Genomic DNA, 18607 nt, shown 5'->3' with positions numbered 1-18607 from the left:
GTACGTAGAGTGAACGGTATGGGGGAGAGGCCGGCGGAGAAGGGCGGCGAGAGCCTCCGCACCGTGCTCGTGGCCGGCGCGGCGAACCTGGCCATCGCGCTGGCCAAGCTGATCGCCGGCCTGTTCAGCGGCTCGGCGGCCATGCTCTCGGAGGCCGCGCACTCGGCCGCCGACACCGTCACCGAGGTCCTGCTGCTGGTCGCGATCCGCCGCGCGGCCCGGCCGGCGGACCGGCGTCGCCCGTTCGGGTACGGCAAGGCTGGGTTCGTCTGGGCGATGATGGCGGCGGTGGCCACGCTCGTGGGCGGCGCCGGCTTCTCCGTCACGCACGGTGTGCACGTGATCAGCCACGGCGAGAAGCTCGGCGACCTCGTCCCGTCCTACATCGTGCTGGCCGTCTCCTTCGTCATCGAGGCCCTGTCGTTCGCCAAGGCGTACGGGCAACTGCGCGCCGAGGCGGCCCGCTACCGGCTCCATCCGGTGCGGCTGGTGCGGATCACCTCCGACACGGCGCTCAAGGCCGTGGTGTTCGAGGACACGGCCGCGCTGGCCGGGCTGGTGATTGCGGGTGGCGGGCTGCTCGGCTCCCAGCTCTCCGGGTCGGCCCTGTGGGACGGCCTGGCCTCCGTCGCGATCGGCCTGCTCCTGCTGCTGGCCGCGCTCACCCTGATCCGGGCCAACCTGTCGCTGCTCATCGGGCAGGCCGCGCCGCCCGGCATCCAGACCGGTATCCGCGCGGTGCTCCTGGCCCAGCCGGAGGTCGAGGACGTCGTCGAACTGCTCACCATGATGATCGGCCCCGGCGAGGTGCTGGTCGCCGCCAAGATCGACTTCAGGGACGAGGCCACCGCGGCCGGCGTCGAGATCGCCTGCGACGAGGTGGACCGGCGGCTGCGCAGGGACTTCCCCGTCGTCAGGATGGTCTTCCTCGACCCCACCCCGACCCGCCGCGCCGCCGGCTAGCCCAGGTGCGGGATCGGCACGCGTCGGGCCGGGAGGTCCGTGACGACCGCGACCCTGATGTCCGGACCGGCGGTCCACTCCAGCAGGTGGCGGCCGTCCAGGTCGTCGCCGCCGCGGTCGAGCCGGTCCAGCGACAGCTCGCCCCGCTTGATCAGCGCCTCCTTACGGGTCCAGCGCCGCATCAGCTCGTCGTTGCCGGTGACCTCGGCCCGCTCGCGCGGGGTGAGCACGCGCTCGGCCAGTGCCTCGTCCAACGATCCTGGCGGCACGTGCTCGGCGTCCACGCCGACCCTGCCGGGGCCGGCCGCGGCGCACACGTACCCGCGGGTGTGGCTGAGGCTCACGCCCAGTTCGGGGGCCTGCTCCAGGTACGGCCGGCCGTGGCCGGGGCCGTGCACGTCGCAGATCTGCAGCAGCGTCAGCGCGGCCGGGTCGGCGCCGTCGCCGAGCGCGGCCGCCGCGCAGAGCCGGACGAGCAGGTGGGCGGCCACGAACGTCTCACGGTCCGCCTCGAACCGGAACCGCGCGGCACGCTCGCGCTCCACGTCGGTGAGCCAGTGTTCGGGCGCGCGCACCTCGCCGGGGTGGCCGCCCATCGCCAGAGGGCTGATCGTCAGTCCTTCTTCTTGCCGTCGTTCTTGCCGTCGTCGAGGGCGTACTGGTCGTCCGAGGCGGCGCCGAGCACGGTGACGTCGCGGACCTTCCAGACGCCCTTTTCCTTCACAAGAGCGATCTTAAGGTGCGAATCCTTCACCGAGCGGATCGCTTCCGAGGTGTTCACCTGCTGATCGACGACGACGATCGCGTGGGCCGTGGCCTCGTCCACGTCGGCCAGGTAGACCTCGCGGACCGTGGCCTGGGCGACGGCCTTCAGCTTGACGATGACCTGCGCCATCGCGCCGCCGAACGCGGTGTCGTAGGTGGTGAGGAAGTCGCCCGTCGCCTGGGCGCTCAGGGTGGAGCGGGTGGACTGGAGGTCGCGGTAGTCGTAGCTCAGCAGGGACGTGCTGAACGCGCTCGCCGCGCCGGACACCTCCAGGCGCAGCGCCCGTTCGGCCTCCAGCGCGGTGCGGGCCTCGTCGGCGCGGGCCGCGGCGAACCACTGGAGCCCGGCGGTGGCGGCGAGCGCCACCACCAGCATGGCGGCCATCGCGCCCGCCAGCTTGGCGCGGACGATCCGGTGCCGCTTCCCCCGGTCACCGGCGGGCGTCTCTTCGGATTCGGGGGGAGCGGGCGTCGCCTCGGGCTCGGGGGAGGAGGGCTTCTTCTGGGAAGGGGAAGTCTCCTCCGGGGAGGGGGCGAGGTCCTGTTCGGGGGTCATTCGGACTCCTCACGGCGGCGGGCCGCCCGGCCCGCCGCGGTCCAGCCCACGATGCCGCCGCTCGCCACCACGGCGAGGAATATCGCGGCGATCAGCGGGACGATGTTCGTCGGGGTACGGGACGACGGGGCGGCCACCCCGCTGGGGGAGGGCGTCCCGGTGTCGAATTCGCCCTCGTCCGACGGTTCGGGAGACGGTTCGGCAGGGGGATCAGGCGGCGACGTGGTGGCGAGGTCGGGGTCAGGGGCTGGGGAGGGCGGGGCGCCGGTGTGGCGGACGTCGGCGGCCACCGCGCGCTTCGGGCAGGCGCGCACCCGGGGCACGGACGGCGGCCCGAGCGGCCCCGCGTACTCCTCGGCCGGGGTCGGCCCGCCCGGCACGCTGAAGATGAACGTCGCCTTCCCGTACACGGTGCCGCCCTGCCGTTCGCTGATGTCGCCGGCCAGGGTGAGCGCCGTCGGCACGATGGAGAGCAGGTGGTGGGTGTTGCGTTCGGTCGCGGCCGAGAACGCGGGGCGGTGCGGCAGCCCGAGCCCCGTCAGCAGGCAGGAGAACCCCGGCCGTGACCGCTTGACGGCCGCGTCGAGCTGCGCGAACACGCCCGGCCCCTGGTCGAGGAAGGCGTTCAGGTCGGTGCGCGAGGCCCGCAGCGCGGCCGTCACCGCGCTGAGGTCGCCGATCCCGGAGGCGAGCGCGTCCTTCCGCCCGGCCAGGGTGTGGGTGAGCCGGGTGAGCTGCACCGCCAGCTCGTCGAGCGCGTCGGCGTTGTCGGCCAGCGTCCCGGTGAGCGAGTGGGCATCCTCGATGAGGTTGCGGATCGCGGGCGCCCGCCCGTCGAGCGCGACGGCCAGCTCGTGGGTGATGGTCCTGGCGTCGCGGGGCGGCACGGCGTTCAGCAGCTTGCCGACGCCCTCGAACAGCCGCTTGTAGTCGAGCGGCACCGCCGTCCTCGTCAGCGGGATCGTGTCCCCGGCCGCGAGGACCGGCCCGCGCACACCGCTCGCGGGTGGTGACAGCTCCACGTACGGCTCCCCGACCGCCGACTTGCGCCGCACCTCGGCCGTCACGCCCTTCGGCAGCCGTACGTCCCGGTCGAGGTCGAGCCCGACGACGATCCGGCCGGGCGCGAGCCGCACGTCGCCGATCCTGCCGACCCGCACCCCCAGGTACGCCACGTCGAACCCGCGCACCAGCCCGGGGGAGGAGACGAACTCGGCCGACACCCGATACGGCCGCTCGATGACGTCCAGCCGGATGATGGTGCTGAACGCCCAGACCGTCATGACGATCCCGAGCAGCACGAAGAAGCCGAGGTTCAGGTAGATGCGGTTCCTCATCGCGGCGGCTCCAGCAGCAGGCGGAAGTCCCCGCCCCGGTCGGCCGCGGGCGGGTCGGCGGAGGAGGAGGGGCCAGGGGCGGGCAGCAGCAGGCCCTTCAGCCAGAGGTAGGTGAGCATCTGCCCGTTGACCACGATCGGCGGCGCGTCGATGAACTCCTGGAGCTCGTTCACCAGCCTCTTCAGGTCCTCCTTGCCGCGCTGCATGGACGACGAGACGGCCTCCAGCTCGCGCAGCAGCGTACGCAGCCGGGCGGCGTGGCGCGGGTAGACGGTGAGGTTGGCCTCCTCGGCCAGCTTCGTCAGGGCGATCACGGTCGTCTTGATGTGCCGGCGGCCGTGCGCGAGCCGGGAGGTGGCCGCGGCGAGCGTGCCGGGCAGCCGGTCCAGCTCGGCGCTGCCCTCGGCCAGGTCGTCGCCCAGCCGGGCCAGCGCGTCGATGGTGGTGGCGAGGTCGGCGCGGGCGGCGGCGTAGGCGTCGGTGACTTCGGCGGTCTGCCTGATCAGCCGGTTGACCTGGTCGCCCTGCCCGGCGAACGCGGTCGAGGCGGCGTCGAGGATGGCGTTGACGTCCTGCGCGCCGAGCGCCTCGATGAGCGGCCCGGCCCTGGCGGTGACCTGCTCGATGTCCGGTTCGACGGAGGTCTCGGCGATGGTGGCGCCGTCCGCGAGGTACGGTCCCGTGCTCAGGTCCTTGCCCGGCGGCGGGGTGAGCAGAACGTAGTTCTCGCCCAGCACGGACGTCTTCGCCACGGTGGCGGTGCTGCCCTGCGGCACCCGGTGCGCGGCCTGGACCGACATGGTGACCCTGGCCCGGTAGCCCTGGAGCCGGATGCCGGTGACGGTGCCGACCCGTACGTCGGCGATCTGCACGCTGTGCCCGGTGACCAGGCTCTGCACGTCGTCGAAGACGGCGTGCAGGGTCAGCTCGCCGGTCGTGGCGCCCGGCGTCGGCAGCGAGCAGGACGCGGTCATGAGCAGCGCGAGCAGCGCGGCCGGCAGGCGGGCCCTCATCGCCGTCTCCTCTCGAAGGGGCAGTTGCTGAGCCCGCCGGGCAGGCACGGCACCGGTCCCAGCTTCAGCGCGTCGAACAGCGGCTGCAGCCACGCCCTGGTGAGCGCGTTGAGCACGACCCTGATCTTCAGCACGTGGTGTTTCCTGTCCCAGGAGTCCACGAGCACGTCGGCGAAGTCGGCCGCGCCCTTGACCGCCCGCGCGACGGACTCGCTGTTGGCCCGCATCGTCAGGACCAGCTCGGCCAGCGTCCCCGCGGCCTGCGGCAGCCGGGTGGAGTACTGCTCGATGAGCACGTCGCCGCGCCGGACGAAGTCGGCCATCCCGGCGATGAAGCCGCGCAGCCGCCGCCGCTCCTCGGCGAGGATGGCGCTCGCCTCGGAGAAGGAGTCGATGGCGCCGGTCACCTGGCTCTCGCGCTCGTTGAGCGTGGTGGCGATCCTGTTGAGGCCCTTGGCCAGGTCGACGAGCTGCTGGTCCTGCTTGGCGAGGGTGCCGGTCAGCTCGGCGGTGTCGGCGATCGCGTTGTTGATCGTCTTGCCGCGGCCCCGGACGCTGCGGGCCAGGTCGCCCGCCGTCTCGCCCAGCTTGTCGGAGTCGAGCGCGTCGGTCAGCTTGGTGAACGCGTCGAGCGCGTCGTCGATCTCCACCGGCAGCTCGGTGCGCTCCAGCGGGATCGTGGTGCCGGCCGCGATCCGCCGGTCGCCGGGCCGCCACGGCGGGTAGAGCACGACGTTCCGCTCGCCGAGGGTGTTCTGCGGCGCGACCACGGCGCGGACGTCCGCGGGCAGCGGCACCTCCCGGTCCACCAGCAGGCTCACGCGCACCCGGTCGCCGTCGACGCGGATGCTCTCGACGTAGCCGGCGTCGAGGCCCATGACCTTGACCCGCGCCTGCTCGTACAGGGCGGGCGCGGCGCTGAAGACCGCCGTCAGCCGGTACGGCTGCGCCCCCAGCACCGAGCACCCGGACGCCAGCAGCGCCCACACCGTCAGGACCGCCGCCAGCCGCCTCACCGGTCGTCCTTCCTGTCCTTCGCCACCGCGGCCAGCACCTCGGGGTTGATGGGACCGAGACCGGTGGCGATGGCCTCCAGCCATGGGCCCTGGCCGCCCATCGTGGCGAGGCCCGTGAACGTCGGGCCCGCCCACGCGAGGAGCGCGTTGAACTCCTTGTTGCTGCCGCTGAGCCGGGTCGTGATGGCCGCGTTGTCGTCGAGCACCTGGACGAGGGCGCGCTCGTGCTCGCTGATCAGCCGCGTGGTGCTCTGCACGAGGTCGCTGCCGTCGCCGAGCAGGGTGCGCAGCTCGTTGCGCCGTTTGCGCAGCTCGCGCAGCATGACCTCGATGGCGTCGATGAGCCGGACGAGCTGTCTGTCCTTCTTCTCCAGGACGTCCATGATCTTGTTGCCGTTGTCGAGGAGCCGCTGGAGCTGCGGCTCGCTCTTGCTGATCGTGTCCGACAGGTCGCCGATGTTGCGCAGCAGCCGGGTCAGCCGGCCCTTCTTGGACAGGTCCACCTTGTTCAGCTCGCTCAGCAGGTCGTCCACGGCGTCGGTGTCGAGCCGCTTCACCAGCCGGGTGGCGTCGTTGATGGCGTCGTTGACCAGCGTCGGCACGCCCGTGCGGTCCAGCGGGATGTGCCGTTGCGCCTCGGGGAGCTGGTCCAGGTAGGGGGCCGCCACGGCGCCGGACAGCTTGACGTAGCGGCCGCCGAGCAGGTTCGACAGGGCGATGTCGGCCCGGGTGGCGCGGCCGAGCCGTACGCCGTCGTCCACCCGCCAGGTGACGACGACCTGGCCCCGCGCGTAGTCGGCGCGCACCTCGGTCACCTTGCCGACCCGTACCCCGGCCACCCGTACGTCGTTGCCGGTCCGCAGCCCGCCGGAGTCGGCGAACACGCCCGAGACGGTGTAGCCGCCCTCCAGCAGCCCGAGGTTGCCCACCAGGAACGTGACGACGAGGATCGCGGCGAGCGTCACCATCGACACCAGGCCGACGGCGTACTTGTTCCTGTCCCGAAAGGATTTGAGCGGCATCAGCGGCCCACCATCAGCTTGCGAAGGTCGTCGGTGCTCCGCACGCGGGTGTTGCGGAGCGGCGGCGGCGTCTGCATCCCGTACGGGCACGGCGCCGGCCCCAGCGCCACGCAGGGCACGGCGGTGACGAAGTAGCGGCCCCGGTCCACGGTCGAGTACGCCCGCGCGAGCACCGGCTGCAGGGTGTTCACCGTCCGGTCGATCTCGCCGACGTGCCGCCGGACGCCGCCGGTCAGCCCTTGAAGGTTGTCCACGAACGCGCCCAGCTCCCCGGCGTTCCTGCCGAGCACCTGGTCGGCGGTGTGCACGGTGGCCGACAGCTCCACCAGCGAGTCGTCCACGAGCCGGCGGTTGGCGGCGAACGCCTCGGTCAGCGTGACGAGGTTGTCGACGAGCCGTTCGATCTGTACGTCCCGGCGGGCGACCACGTCGCTGACGGTCGCGTAGTCCTTGAGCAGCTGCTCGATCGTCCGGCGGCGTTCGCTGACCGTGGTGGTGATGGCGTCGACGTTGTCCAGCAGCCGGGGGATGTTGCGCTCGTTGCCCTTGAGCGCGGCCGCGGCGGCGGTCAGGAGCCGGTTGATCTGGTCGGCGTCGAGGCTGCGGGTCAGCGGGCCGAGGTCGCTGACGAGCTGCCCGACGTCCACGACGGACGAGGTGCGCGCGATCCGGCCGCCGGGCGGCAGCCGGCCGGCGGCGGTGCCGGGCAGCAGGTAGACCACGCGCTGCCCGATCGCGTTGCGCCAGCGGATCGCCGCCTCGGTGTCGGCCGGCACCCGCACGGCGTCCTGCACCTCCATGGTGACCTCGGCGCGGCCGTCCACGACCCTGATGTCCTCGACCCGGCCCACCGGCGCGCCGGCGATCTTCACCTGGTCGCCCTCGGCCAGCCCGGACACGTCGTCGAACGCGGCCACGACGCGATAGCCGCCCCCGCCGCCGACCCGGGCGATCTGCACGCCGATCACCACGATCAGCGTCACGGTCAGCCCGAGGAACAGCGCGAAGCGCAGGAAAGTCCAGCGGCGGCGGGCCCGCTCGGCGGAGACGCCCATCTCAGCGCCTCCCGTCGGTCGGGCCGCAGGCGCCGACGATGAGCTCGCAGACGTCGGTCTCCACGAACGCCTCCACCTGGAGCTGGTTCCTGCCGCCCGGCCCGGGGGCCTCGACGAGCTCGTTGAGCAGGTCGAGCAGCCGGTTGAGTCCGCGCACGCCGTCCCCGGCCAGGCCGAGCTGGGCGTAGATGAGCGCGGCCACTCGCTCGGCGGAGTGCACCCCGGCCCGCAGGTCCTGGCGGTGCGCGCGCAGGCCGTGCGCGCCCTGGTCGGCGATCGAGGTCGTCTCCTCCAGCAGGGCGCGTACCTTGTCGGCGCGTCTCAGCAGGTCGGGGGTGATGACGTTGACGTCGGCGGAGATGGAGACGAGCTCGTCGCCCTTGTCCGACAGGGCCGTGCCGAGCGCGGCGGTGTCGCGCAGGAACCGCCGGGCGAGGTCGCGCCGCCGGTGGGCGACGCCGACGAGGGTGCCGGCGTCGCCGATCAGCTCGCGCAGGTTGCCCCCCTCGCCGTCCAGGCCGCGGGCCAGGGTGTGGACGATGACGGTGACCTCGCGCGGGTCGATCGCGTCCAGGCCGCGGTAGGCGGCGCCGAGCGTGTCGGACAGGTCGAGCGGTCCCGTGGTGTTCGTGATGACCGCGCCGGAGGCGAGGAAGGGGCCGGTGGCCTCGTCCGGGCCGGGGACGAGCGCGACGTACTTGGGGCCGAACACCGAGCTGGGCTCGACGGAGGCGGACGCCGAGGCGGGCACCCGCACCCCCGGCCGCACGTGCATGGTGACCACGGCGCGGCCCCTGGCGTCGAGGGAGACGCCGGTCACGTCGCCCACCGTGATGCCGCGGATCTTGACCGGCGAGTTGGTGTCCAGGCCCTGCCCGGCGCGGGCGAACACCGCGTCGATCCGCGTCCCGGCCACCTCGGTGGCCGTGCGCACCACGACGACCCCCGCCGCCGCCAGCACGGCGAGCATGGCGAAGGCGATGCCCACCCGGGCGGCGAGGGGAAGTTGTAATCGGGCCACCGGCTCACCCCGTCAGCGGTATGTTGCCGCCGCCACCCCAGAACAGGTACGACAGCAGCAGGTTGAGCAGCACGATCGTGACGATCGACTGGCGGATGGCGCGGCCCGCCGCCACCCCCACGCCCACCGGCCCGCCCGTGGCGTGGTAGCCGTGGTAGCAGTGGATCACGATGACCGCGAAGGCGAACACGCCGACCTTGGCGACGCTGAACAGGATGTCGCTGACCGGCAGGTACAGATAGAAGTAGTAGTCGTAGACGCCGGGCGCGAGCCCGAACAACGCCGTGCACATGAGCCGGGTGGCGAAGAAGCTGGCGAACAACGCGATCAGATAGATCGGCATGAGCGCCAGCAGCGCCGCCACCACGCGGGTGCAGATGAGATAGGTGAAGGCGTTGATGCCCATCACCTCCAGCGCGTCGATCTCCTCCGAGATCCGCATCGCGCCCAGCTCGGCCGTGAACGACGAGCCGACCTGCGCCGCGAGCGCCGTCGCCGCGATGATCGGGGTGATCTCGCGGACGTTGGCGAAGCTGCCGACCAGCCCCATGAACGACTCCGCGCCGATGGCCTGCAGCCCCTGATAACCCTGCAGCCCGACGGTCGCGCCCACGACGAACGCCATGGTGAACACCACGAACACCATGCCGCCGCCGATGACGGTCGCCCCGACCCCCACCACGACGTCGCTGACCTGCCGGATGACGACCTTGAAGTAACGCAGCCGCAGGACGACGTCGCGGACGCAGTAGAAGAGCACCTTCCCCACGAACAGCGGCCAGTCCGCCAGCCCGGCGAACCGCTCGGCGAGATCCCGCCCCCGGTGGGCGAGCCGCAGACCCGCGGTCCGCGACACCATCACAGGGACCTCGGGGGATAGGCGAGGAAGTACACCGCGGAGATCACGTAGTTGAACGCGAACACCAGCATGAACGTGACCACGGTCGCCTGGTTGACCGCCCGGCCCACGCCGACCGGGCTGGTCGCGCAGGTCATGCCCTTGTAGCAGGCCACGGCGGCGGCGATGAAGCCGAAGATCCACGCCTTGAACAGCGTGACGTACAGGTCGGAGGAGACCACCAGGGACAGCGCCCCGTCGAAGTACGCGCCGGGCGTGACGCCCTGCACCACGACGTTGAAGAAGTAGCCGCCGCTCGCGCCCGCCAGGATGACCAGCGGGCACAGGCACACCGCGACCGTGCTGGCCGCCCACATGCGCGGCGTGACCAGGCGGTGGATCGGGTTGACGGACATGACCTCCATGGCCGACAGCTCGTCACGGATGTGCCGGGCGCCGATGTCGGAGGTCATGGCGCTGCCGCCGGCCCCGGCGATCAGCAGCGCGCTGGCCAGCGGCGCCACCTCGCGGATGAGTCCGACGAACACCGCGCTGCCGGTGGCCGAGCCGGCGCCGAGCTGCCAGGCCAGCTCGCCCACCTGGAGGGCCACGGTCGCGCCCAGCGGCAGGGAGACCAGCAGCACCGGGACGCTGGTGACGCGGGCGAGGAACCAGCACTGGTCGACGAACTCCCACCACCAGCTCTTGACGTCCCAGCTGCGCCGCAGGCCCTCCAGGGCGATGACGAACAGATCGCCGACCTGCCCGAGCATCGAGCGGGCCTTGCGCCCCAAGAATCCAGAAGCGAATCCAGACGCCGATCCGGGCACGGCCATGCGCTGACCACCTCCGCCGCCTACGGATCAGCCACCCTACTGACGGGTTGTCCAGTAGTCGACGCTTTGTTCAGAATTTGCGGGAAAGCGATGAGGCGCCGGCCATGCCTTGTCAGCCCGGGGTGAAACGTGGCCGCTTCGTTACGCCAGGCCGCTCATCCACGACTCGATCTCGTCGGCGCGGCGGGGGAGCGCGGCCGACATGAGCACGGCCCCGTCGGCGGTGACGGTGAGATCGTCCTCGATGCGGATGCCCATGCCGCGCAGCTCCTCGGGCAGCGTCAGGTCGTCCGGCTGGAAGTACAGGCCCGGCTCGACGGTCAGCACGTGGCCCTCCTCCAGGACGCCGTCCAGGTAGACCTCGCTGCGGGAACGGGCGCAGTCGTGCACGTCCAGGCCGAGCATGTGGCCGCTGCTGCAGAGCGTGTAGCGGCGGTAGAGCCCGGTCTCCATCAGCTCGTCGGTCGAGCCCTTGAGCAGGCCCCAGTCGCGCAGTCCTTCGCAGATCACCCGCATGGCCGCGAGGTGGAAGTCACGGAACCGGGCGCCGGGGCGCAGCGTGGCGATGGCCGCGCTCTGAGCCTCGTACACCAGCTCGTACGCCTGCCGCTGCGCCGGAGTGAAGCGCCCCGACAGGGGGAAGGTGCGGGTCACGTCGGCGGTGTAGAGGGTGTCGCTCTCGACGCCCGCGTCAAGCAGCAGCAGGTCGTTCGCGTCGAGCCGGCCGTCGTTGCGGATCCAGTGCAGCACGCAGGCGTGCGCGCCGGAGGCGACGATGCTCTCGTAGCCGGTCGCGTTGCCCTCAAGGCGGGCCCGCAGCCCGAACACGCCCTCCAGGTAACGCTCGCCGCGCGGATGGGCCATCGCCTGGGGGAGGGCGCGCACGACGTCCTCGAAGCCGCGCGCGGTCGCGTCCACGGCGTGCTGCAGCTCGCCGAGCTCCCACTCGTCCTTGACCAGCCGCAGCTCCGACAGGAACGTCTCCAGCTCGGCGTCGCCGCCGTCGCCGCCGCGCGGCACCCGGGCGTCCACGGACGGGTCCACGCCGCGCAGCACCCGGGCCGGGCGGTCGAGGTCGAGGTCGCGGATGTGGGCGCACTCGATCTGGTAGAGCTCGGCGGCCTCGGCCAGGTCGGGGCGGCGGCCGGCCCAGAACTCGCCGTAGCGGCGGTCGCGGTAGAACTCCTGGCCCTCGCCGCGCGGCGAACGCGGACGCAGGTAGAGCACGCTCTCGCCGGACGGCTCGACCACCAGCACGTCGTCGGGCTCGCCGGCGCCGGTCAGGTACGCGTACGCGCTGTGCGGACGGAACCGGAAGTCGGCGTCGTTGCTGCGCACCTTGAGCGTGCCCGCCGGGATCACCAGCCGCTCGCCGGGGAAACGGGAGGCGAGCGCGGCGCGGCGCTTGGCGGCCCAGGGCGCGATCGGCAGCGCGGTCACGTCGGTGCGCCGGGTGTCCGCCCAGCCCGTCCGCATGAAGGCGGCCAGTTCGTCGGTGACGGGCAGGTCATGGCTTCCGATGTTCAGCGGCTCGGTCATCTCACTGTGTCCCTGGTCAAGTGATGAATCGGTACAGGTAATGGAGCGGGTCCGGCAAGCAGCCTACGGGACGGGTTGACGGGCTCCCCACCGGCTTGTTTGCCTTGGGGCAGGAGAAGGAACACCGAGGCAGAGGTGATGCCACATGCTCATCGGGACGATCCTGCGCGTCAAAGGCAGCCGGGTGACGACCGTGCCCCCGTCGGCGTCCGTCAGGGCAATGCTCGCGCAGCTCGCCGCGCACAACATCGGAGCCGTGGTGGTCTCCACCGACGGCTTCACCATCGAGGGCATCGCCTCCGAGCGCGACGTGGTCCGCCACCTGAACGAGCGCGGCGCGGGCGTGCTGGAGGAGCCGGTGTCCGCCATCATGACCACCGACGTGCACACGGTCGGGCCCGGCGAGAACGTCGAGGCGCTGCGGCAGATCATGACCGAGCAGCGCTTCCGTCACATGCCGGTCGTCGAGAACGGGCGCCTGGCCGGCATCGTCAGCATCGGCGACGTGGTCAAGAGCGCCATCGAGGAGCTGGAGACGGAGAAGGCGTCGCTCGTCGACTACCTGCACCGTTGACAGGGGTGGGACGCTGGGACCCGTGACGTACGGGCCGCCGCCTCCCCCCGGATACTTACCCGAATACCCCCGCGCGACCAGCAGCCCGCCGATCATCCTGCTGGTGTCCGGGCTCGCCGCGCTGCTGGGCTTCCTGCTGGGCGTCTTCGTGGGCTTCGGCGCGGCCGGCACGGGAGGCGGCGCGGACGCCGAGCCCGACCCGGCGGTGACGGTGACCGTCGAGGACACCGATCCCCCCGCCACCGATCCTCCCGCCTCTGAGCCCCCCACCTCCGGACCCCCTGCCTCTGAGCCCCCCACCTCCGGGCCGCCCGCCGGTGAGCCGCCTGTGACCCAGCCCGGGGTCGTGCCGAGCGGCGGCGCGTCCGCCGGGACCGGAGTGAACCCCGCCTCCCTCCGCACCCTCGTCGTCGGCACCGACATCCAGCCCGGCACCTACCGCACCACCGGCCCGACGTCCGGCTTCTCCATGTGCTTCTGGGCCCGGATGCGCAGCGCCACCGCCGGCCTCGACGACGTCATCACCTCGGGCATGCCGACCGGCCCCACCACCGTCACCATCCAGCCGACCGACAAGGCGTTCTCGACCGGTGGCTGCGCGGAATGGACCCGCGCATGATTATTTGGTGCGCCAAAGTCTGGACAAAGGAACAAGAACGCGCAATTCTATCGGCAACCAGGAGGGAGGCACGGTCCAGCGTGCTGGCGTGACGTCCTACGGGTATGGGCCACGCCACTCCGGCGCCCCCGGCACGGGCGCGGATCGGAGAGTGCGGAACAGCGCGCAGCGCCACTTGTCCCGAACCACACGTTCGCGAGGAGTGACATGCGGCTCTCCCCATCCGACCCCCCTGACTCGACGCGCGCGTTCGACCTGCTGGTCATCGGCGACGCCAACCCCGACGTGGTGCTCTCCGGCGCGCCCCGGCGGCTCGCCTACGGCCAGCGCGAGCAACTCGTCTCCGGCGGCGATCTCGTACTCGGCGGCTCCGGGGCGATCACCGCGTGCGGGGCCGCCCGCCTGGGCCTGCGGGTGGCGTTCGCGGGACGGGTAGGGGACGACGCCGCCGGGCGGTTCGTCCTGGACGCCCTGTCCGCGCGCGGCGTGGACGTCACGCACTGCGTCGTCGGCCCCCGGCCGACGGCCATGACCGTGGTGCTCGCCGACGGCCAGGACCGGGCGATCCTCACCTCGCCCGGCTGCCTGCCCGACCTGACCGCCGACGACGTGCCGCGCGGCCTGGCCCGCCACGTGCACGTCTCCTCCTATTTCCTGCAACCGGCGCTGGCGGGCGGTCTGCCCGGCCTCCTGGCGGAGGAGCGCGCGGGCGGCGCGAGCACGTCGCTCGACACCAACGACGACCCGGCGGGCGCGTGGGACGGCCTGGCCGGCGTGCTCCCGGAGGTGGACGTCTTCCTCCCCAACGCCGCCGAGGCCGTCGCGATCGCCGCCCGCCTCGCCGACCAGCCCCTGCCTGTGGAGCAGGCCGCGGCTCGGCTGGGCGCGCTCGGCCCGCTCGTCGCCGTCAAGGACGGCGCCGAGGGCGCGCTCGCCTGGGACGCGGGCCGGATCGTCCGCGTCCCCGCCGTCCCCCTGGAGCCGGTGGACACCGTGGGAGCCGGTGACAGCTTCAACGCGGGCCTCATCGCCGCCCGGCTGCGCGGGCTGGACCTGCGCGAATGCCTGCGCGTGGCGGTGACCTGCGGATCCCTCTCGACCCAGGCCGCCGGCGGCACCGCCGCCCAGCCCACCTGGAAGGAACTGTGAAAATCGCCTTCATCGGCGCGGGCAGCGTCGAGTTCACCCAGGGCCTCTTGGCCGACCTGGTCGACCTCCCCGGACTCGGGGAGTTCGAGGTGGCGCTGCACGACATCCACCCCGAACGCCTGGAGACCGCCGAGGCCGCCGCCCGGGTCATCGCCGCCGGCCGCCCCGTCACGATCTCCTCCAGCCTCGGCCTGCGCCGCGCGCTGGAGGGCGCCGACTTCGCGATCAACATGATCCAGGTCGGCATGATCGACGCCACCCGCGTCGACTTCGAGGTGCCGGCCCGCTACGGGCTGCGCCAGACGATCGCCGACACCATCGGCGTGGGCGGGATCTTCCGCGCGCTGCGGACGTTCCCCGCCCTGGACCTCATCGGCAGGGCCATGGCGGAGGTCTGCCCCGACGCCTGGCTGCTCAACTACACCAACCCCATGGCCATGAACGTCTGGTACCTGGCCGCCGCCACCCCCGTCCGCAACGTGGTCGGGCTCTGTCATTCGATCTACTGGACCGCCCACGACCTGTCCGAGCTCGTCGGGGTGCCGTACGAGGAGGTGTCCTACCTGGCGGCGGGGGTCAACCACCAGTCGTGGATGCTGCGCTTCGAGCACCGCGGCGAGAGCCTCTACCCCCGCCTGGACGAGGCCGTCGCGCGCGACCCCGAGCTGGCCCGCCGGGTGCGTGTGGACATGTACCGCAGGCTCGGCTTCTACCCGACGGAGACCAGCGAGCACTCCTCCGAGTACGTCCCCTGGTACCTGTGCCACGAGGACGAGATCGAGCGCCTGCGCATCCCCGTGGGCGCCTACCTCGCCATCAGCGAGGAGAACGTCCGCCAGTACGAGGCCACCCGCGACGCGCTCCGCGCGGGCCGGCCGATCACCGTGGAGGGCACGATGGAATACGCCCCGCAGATCATCCACAGCATCGTCACCGGCGCGCCCCGCGTCGTCTACGGCAACGTCCCCAACACCGGCCTGATCGGCAACCTGCCGACCGGCGCCGTGGTCGAGGTGCCGTGCACCGTGGACGCGCTCGGCGTCCGCCCGATGGCCGTCGGCGACCTGCCGCCGCAGTGCGCCGCGCTCAACCGCGCCTACGTCAACGTCAACGAGCTGACCGTGCGCGCCGCCGTCGAGGGCCGCCGCGACCACGTGCGGCACGCCATGATGGCCGACCCCAACACCGCCGCCTCCCTCACCGGGGGCCAGATCGACGCGCTCTGCGACGACCTGCTCGCCGCCCACGCCGGCCTCCTGCCGGAGTCCCTGCGATGAGGGCGCGCGCGGGCGCGGCCGTCCTCGTACTCGCCGCCGGGCTGCTCACGGCCTGCGGCGGGGGCGGCGCCGAGCAGGAGAACGGCCCGATCGAGATCACCTGGTGGCACGGCCAGGTCGAGAGCCAGGCCAAGGTCATCGAGGAGCTGGCCGCCGAGTACGGCAAGGCCCACCCGGACGTCAAGGTCGTCCCGGCCGTCGGCACCACCAACGTGGACGAGATGCTGCAGAAGGTGCAGGCGGTCCTGGCCGGCGGCAAGGCGCCCGACATCGCCTACATGTACGGCACGTGGTCGCCGGTCCTCGCCAGGACCCCCAAGGTCCACGACCTGACCGCCACCGTGAACGCGCCCGGCTTCGGCTGGGACGACTTCTGGCCGTCGGAGCGGGCCGTCTCCGAGGTGGACGGCAAGGTCGTCGGCATCCCCGCCATCGTGGACAACCTGGCCGTCATCTACAACAAGAAGCTGTTCGACGCGGCCGGTCTCGCGTACCCCGAGAAGGACTGGACCTGGGACGACTTCCGCGACGCGGCGAAGAAGCTGACCGGCGGCGGCGTCTACGGCACCGCCTACCCCGTCACCGGCACCGAGGACACCGTCTGGCGCTTCTGGCCGCACCTGTGGCAGCAGGGCGGCGAGATCCTCAGCCCCGACGGCAAGAAGTCCGCCTTCAACACCCCGCAGGCCGTCGCCGCGCTCGACCTGTGGAGCGCCATGGCCCGCCAGGACAAGTCGGTCTACCTCGACCAGAACGGCGAGAAGTTCCTGCCGCTGTTCCAGAGCGGCAAGATCGGCATGGTCATCGCGGGACCGTGGGCGCTGCTCGACATCATCGACCACAAGATCTCCTACGGCGTCCAGATCCTCCCCGGCACGAACGGCGACCACCAGACCATCGCCGGCCCGGACAACTGGGTCGTCTTCGACAACGGCGCGCGCCGGACCAAGGCCGCCACCGACTTCCTCACCTGGCTCACCCGCCCCGAGCAGGACGCCCGGTGGACGCTCGGCCTCGGCAACCTGCCGGTGCGCAAGGCCACCACCGAGCTGCCCGCGTACCGGAAGTTCACCGAGGACTTCCCCGGCATCGACGTCTTCACCGCCAACCTCGACAACGCCAAGAAGGCGCGTCCGCAGCTCCCGGCGTACCCGGAGTTCTCCGAGAAGGTCGGCAACGCCATCGCGCAGGCCCTGGTCGGCGGCACGCCCGCGCAGGAGGCCCTCACCAGGGCCGCCACCGAAGGGGACCGGGTGCTGGAGCGCTCGCGATGACCCCCGCGGCGACCGCCGTCACGGCGAAGGTGGCAGCCCATCGGGCGGCGCGGCGCGCCCGGTGGCTGCCCCACCTCACCGGGTGGGGCTTCGTCCTGCCCGCCACGCTCGTGATCGTCGGGCTCAGCGTCTTCCCCGCCGTGTGGGCGCTGCTGCTGTCGCTCCAGGACGGCGACCTGCTCACCGGCGGCTCCTACGTCGGCCTGCGCAACTACGCCGACCTGATGGGCGACGCCGAGCTGGCCGCGGCGACCGGGCACACCCTCCTCTACACCGTGCTGTTCGTGCCCGGCTCGGTCGCGCTCGGGCTGCTGCTGGCGCTGGCGCTCAACCTGCGCATCCGCCTCATCGGCTTCTACCGCACCTGCTTCTTCGTCCCGTACGTCGTCTCGGCCGCCGCCACCGGCATCCTCGCCAACTTCGTCTTCGACCCCGACTTCGGCATCGTCAACGCCGCGCTCAAAGCCGTCGGCCTGCCCCCGATGGGCTTCCTCCAGGACCCCGACCAGGCGATGCTCACGCTGGTCGTCATCTCCGTCTGGGGCGGCGTCGGCATGCCGGCCGTCGTCTACCTCGCCGCGCTCCAGGACATCCCGCGCGAGCTGGTCGAGGCCGCCCGCGTGGACGGCGGCAGCGGCCGGCACGTGCTGCGCCACGTCGTGCTGCCGCAGCTCAGGCCCGCCACCGTCTTCCTGGTCATCTGGCAGACGATCACCGCGCTGCAACTGTTCGACCTCGTCTACACGACCACCAAAGGCCAGCCGCTCGACTCCACCACCACCGTCGTGTTCTACCTCTACCGGCAGGCGTTCCAGCTCTTCCACTCCGGCTACGGCACCGCCATCGCCTACGTCCTGTTCCTCGTCACGCTCGCCGTGTCGGGCGCCGTCCTCTGGAGGAGCGCGCGATGAAGCACCTCAAGCCCCGGCACCTGGCCCACCTCGTGCTCATGCCGCTCGCGCTGCTGTTCGTGGCGCCGCTGGTGTGGATGGTGCTGACCGCGTTCATGCCGGACGCCGACATCAACAGCTACCCGCCCAAGCTGTGGCCCGAGCACCCCACCCTGGCCGGCTTCGAGCGCATCCTCACCGAGGACGACTATCCGCGCTGGCTGGCCAACACGGTGGTCGTGGCCGTCGCGGCCGTGCTCGGGCACGTCGTGCTGTGCTCGCTAGCCGGGTACGGCTTCGCCCGGCTGCGCTTCCGCGGCCGCGGGGTGGCCTTCGCCGCGCTCATGGCCACCATCATGGTGCCCACGCAGGTGCTGATGATCCCGACGTTCCTGCTGTTCAAGAACCTCGGCCTCATCGACACCCTCGGCGCGGCCATCGTGCCCTGGCTGGCCTCGGCGTTCGGCGTGTTCCTCATGCGGCAGTTCTTCCTGTCGCTGCCGCGCGAGCTGGAGGAGGCCGCCACCATCGACGGGTGCGGCCGGGTCGGCGTGTTCGTCCGCGTGGTGCTGCCGCTCGCCCGGCCCGCGCTGGCCACGCTCGTCGTCTTCACGCTGCTCGGCTCCTGGAACGACCTCATCTGGCCGCTCATCGCCATCTCCTCCGAAGAGCACTACACGCTGCAACTCGGCCTGGCCACCTTCGCCGGCGCCCGGCACACCGAGTGGTCGGCGCTCATGGCGGGGAACGTGGTGGCGGTGCTGCCGCTCGTGGCCGCGTTCGTCCTGGCCCAGCGGCACTTCGTGGCCACGATGAGCTTCAGCGGACTGAAGGGCTGAGCCCCCGGCGCGTCCGTGTCCGCG

At 72.1% G+C, this 18607-nt stretch carries 19 protein-coding genes; 8 read left to right on the top strand and 11 right to left on the bottom strand.

Features of this window, described 5'->3' with window-relative positions:
• Positions 1-18: 18 nt before the first annotated feature.
• Positions 19-963, top strand: coding sequence for a cation diffusion facilitator family transporter (locus BMW85_RS01325; RefSeq protein ID WP_091075783.1), 945 nt, complete (start codon positions 19-21; stop codon positions 961-963).
• Here the strand turns inward: BMW85_RS01325 and BMW85_RS01320 are convergent.
• The 11 genes from BMW85_RS01320 to BMW85_RS01270 form a co-directional block, all read right to left on the bottom strand.
• The gene (locus tag BMW85_RS01320; RefSeq protein WP_091075781.1) at positions 960-1559 is read right to left on the bottom strand and encodes a 4'-phosphopantetheinyl transferase family protein; all 600 of its coding nucleotides are present in this window, start codon (positions 1557-1559) and stop codon (positions 960-962) included. The genes BMW85_RS01325 and BMW85_RS01320 overlap by 4 nt on opposite strands.
• Positions 1560-1576: 17 nt before the next feature.
• Positions 1577-2284 carry a hypothetical protein gene (locus tag BMW85_RS01315; RefSeq protein ID WP_091075779.1) on the bottom strand — a complete coding sequence of 236 codons (708 nt, stop codon included), beginning with the start codon at positions 2282-2284 and terminating at the stop codon, positions 1577-1579.
• On the bottom strand, positions 2281-3621 hold the full coding sequence (locus tag BMW85_RS01310) for an MlaD family protein (protein WP_091075777.1): 1341 nt from the start codon (positions 3619-3621) through the stop codon (positions 2281-2283). Before BMW85_RS01310 ends, BMW85_RS01315 begins: the two co-directional genes overlap by 4 nt.
• Positions 3618-4634 carry an MCE family protein gene (locus BMW85_RS01305; RefSeq protein WP_091075775.1) on the bottom strand — a complete coding sequence of 339 codons (1017 nt, stop codon included), beginning with the start codon at positions 4632-4634 and terminating at the stop codon, positions 3618-3620. The genes BMW85_RS01310 and BMW85_RS01305 overlap by 4 nt, the downstream gene beginning before the upstream one ends.
• Positions 4631-5650, bottom strand: a complete 1020-nt coding sequence (locus BMW85_RS01300) for an MCE family protein (RefSeq protein WP_091075773.1) — start codon at positions 5648-5650, stop codon at positions 4631-4633. The genes BMW85_RS01305 and BMW85_RS01300 overlap by 4 nt, the downstream gene beginning before the upstream one ends.
• The gene (locus BMW85_RS01295) at positions 5647-6672 is read right to left on the bottom strand and encodes an MlaD family protein (RefSeq protein WP_091075770.1); all 1026 of its coding nucleotides are present in this window, start codon (positions 6670-6672) and stop codon (positions 5647-5649) included. Before BMW85_RS01295 ends, BMW85_RS01300 begins: the two co-directional genes overlap by 4 nt.
• On the bottom strand, positions 6672-7727 hold the full coding sequence (locus BMW85_RS01290; protein WP_091075767.1) for an MCE family protein: 1056 nt from the start codon (positions 7725-7727) through the stop codon (positions 6672-6674). Before BMW85_RS01290 ends, BMW85_RS01295 begins: the two co-directional genes overlap by 1 nt.
• Position 7728: 1 nt before the next feature.
• Positions 7729-8748, bottom strand: coding sequence for an MCE family protein (locus BMW85_RS01285; RefSeq protein ID WP_091075766.1), 1020 nt, complete (start codon positions 8746-8748; stop codon positions 7729-7731).
• Between the two features lie 4 nt (positions 8749-8752).
• Entirely contained in the window at positions 8753-9607 is an 855-nt protein-coding gene (locus tag BMW85_RS01280; RefSeq protein ID WP_091075763.1) for an ABC transporter permease, read from the bottom strand.
• Positions 9607-10359 (bottom strand): MlaE family ABC transporter permease, encoded by a 753-nt coding sequence (locus tag BMW85_RS01275; RefSeq protein ID WP_091077086.1) that lies wholly within the window; start codon positions 10357-10359, stop codon positions 9607-9609. The genes BMW85_RS01280 and BMW85_RS01275 overlap by 1 nt, the downstream gene beginning before the upstream one ends.
• 204 nt (positions 10360-10563) lie before the next feature.
• Positions 10564-11961, bottom strand: coding sequence for an aminopeptidase P family protein (locus BMW85_RS01270; protein WP_091075760.1), 1398 nt, complete (start codon positions 11959-11961; stop codon positions 10564-10566).
• Between the two features lie 145 nt (positions 11962-12106).
• Here BMW85_RS01270 and BMW85_RS01265 point away from each other — a divergent pair, with 145 nt between their 5' ends.
• The 7 genes from BMW85_RS01265 to BMW85_RS01235 all read left to right on the top strand — a co-directional run bounded on the left by BMW85_RS01265 (position 12107) and on the right by BMW85_RS01235 (position 18583).
• Positions 12107-12535, top strand: a complete 429-nt coding sequence (locus tag BMW85_RS01265; RefSeq protein ID WP_091075758.1) for a CBS domain-containing protein — start codon at positions 12107-12109, stop codon at positions 12533-12535.
• A gap of 22 nt (positions 12536-12557) precedes the next feature.
• Positions 12558-13154 carry an Rv1352/Rv1906c domain-containing protein gene (locus BMW85_RS01260; RefSeq protein WP_091075756.1) on the top strand — a complete coding sequence of 199 codons (597 nt, stop codon included), beginning with the start codon at positions 12558-12560 and terminating at the stop codon, positions 13152-13154.
• A gap of 207 nt (positions 13155-13361) precedes the next feature.
• The gene (locus BMW85_RS01255; RefSeq protein ID WP_091075753.1) at positions 13362-14303 is read left to right on the top strand and encodes a carbohydrate kinase family protein; all 942 of its coding nucleotides are present in this window, start codon (positions 13362-13364) and stop codon (positions 14301-14303) included.
• On the top strand, positions 14300-15580 hold the full coding sequence (gene melA / locus BMW85_RS01250) for an alpha-glucosidase/alpha-galactosidase (protein ID WP_218155623.1): 1281 nt from the start codon (positions 14300-14302) through the stop codon (positions 15578-15580). Before BMW85_RS01255 ends, melA begins: the two co-directional genes overlap by 4 nt.
• Positions 15577-16854 carry an ABC transporter substrate-binding protein gene (locus tag BMW85_RS01245; protein ID WP_091075749.1) on the top strand — a complete coding sequence of 426 codons (1278 nt, stop codon included), beginning with the start codon at positions 15577-15579 and terminating at the stop codon, positions 16852-16854. Before melA ends, BMW85_RS01245 begins: the two co-directional genes overlap by 4 nt.
• On the top strand, positions 16851-17765 hold the full coding sequence (locus tag BMW85_RS01240; protein WP_091075746.1) for a carbohydrate ABC transporter permease: 915 nt from the start codon (positions 16851-16853) through the stop codon (positions 17763-17765). The genes BMW85_RS01245 and BMW85_RS01240 overlap by 4 nt, the downstream gene beginning before the upstream one ends.
• Positions 17762-18583, top strand: a complete 822-nt coding sequence (locus BMW85_RS01235; protein WP_091075744.1) for a carbohydrate ABC transporter permease — start codon at positions 17762-17764, stop codon at positions 18581-18583. The genes BMW85_RS01240 and BMW85_RS01235 overlap by 4 nt, the downstream gene beginning before the upstream one ends.
• Positions 18584-18607: the final 24 nt, after the last annotated feature.

It is taken from the genome of Nonomuraea wenchangensis, assembly GCF_900111685.1.
GTDB lineage: Bacteria > Actinomycetota > Actinomycetes > Streptosporangiales > Streptosporangiaceae > Nonomuraea > Nonomuraea wenchangensis.
Note: the sequence above shows the minus strand (reverse complement) of the source record. Positions and strands in the feature narration are given on the sequence as shown.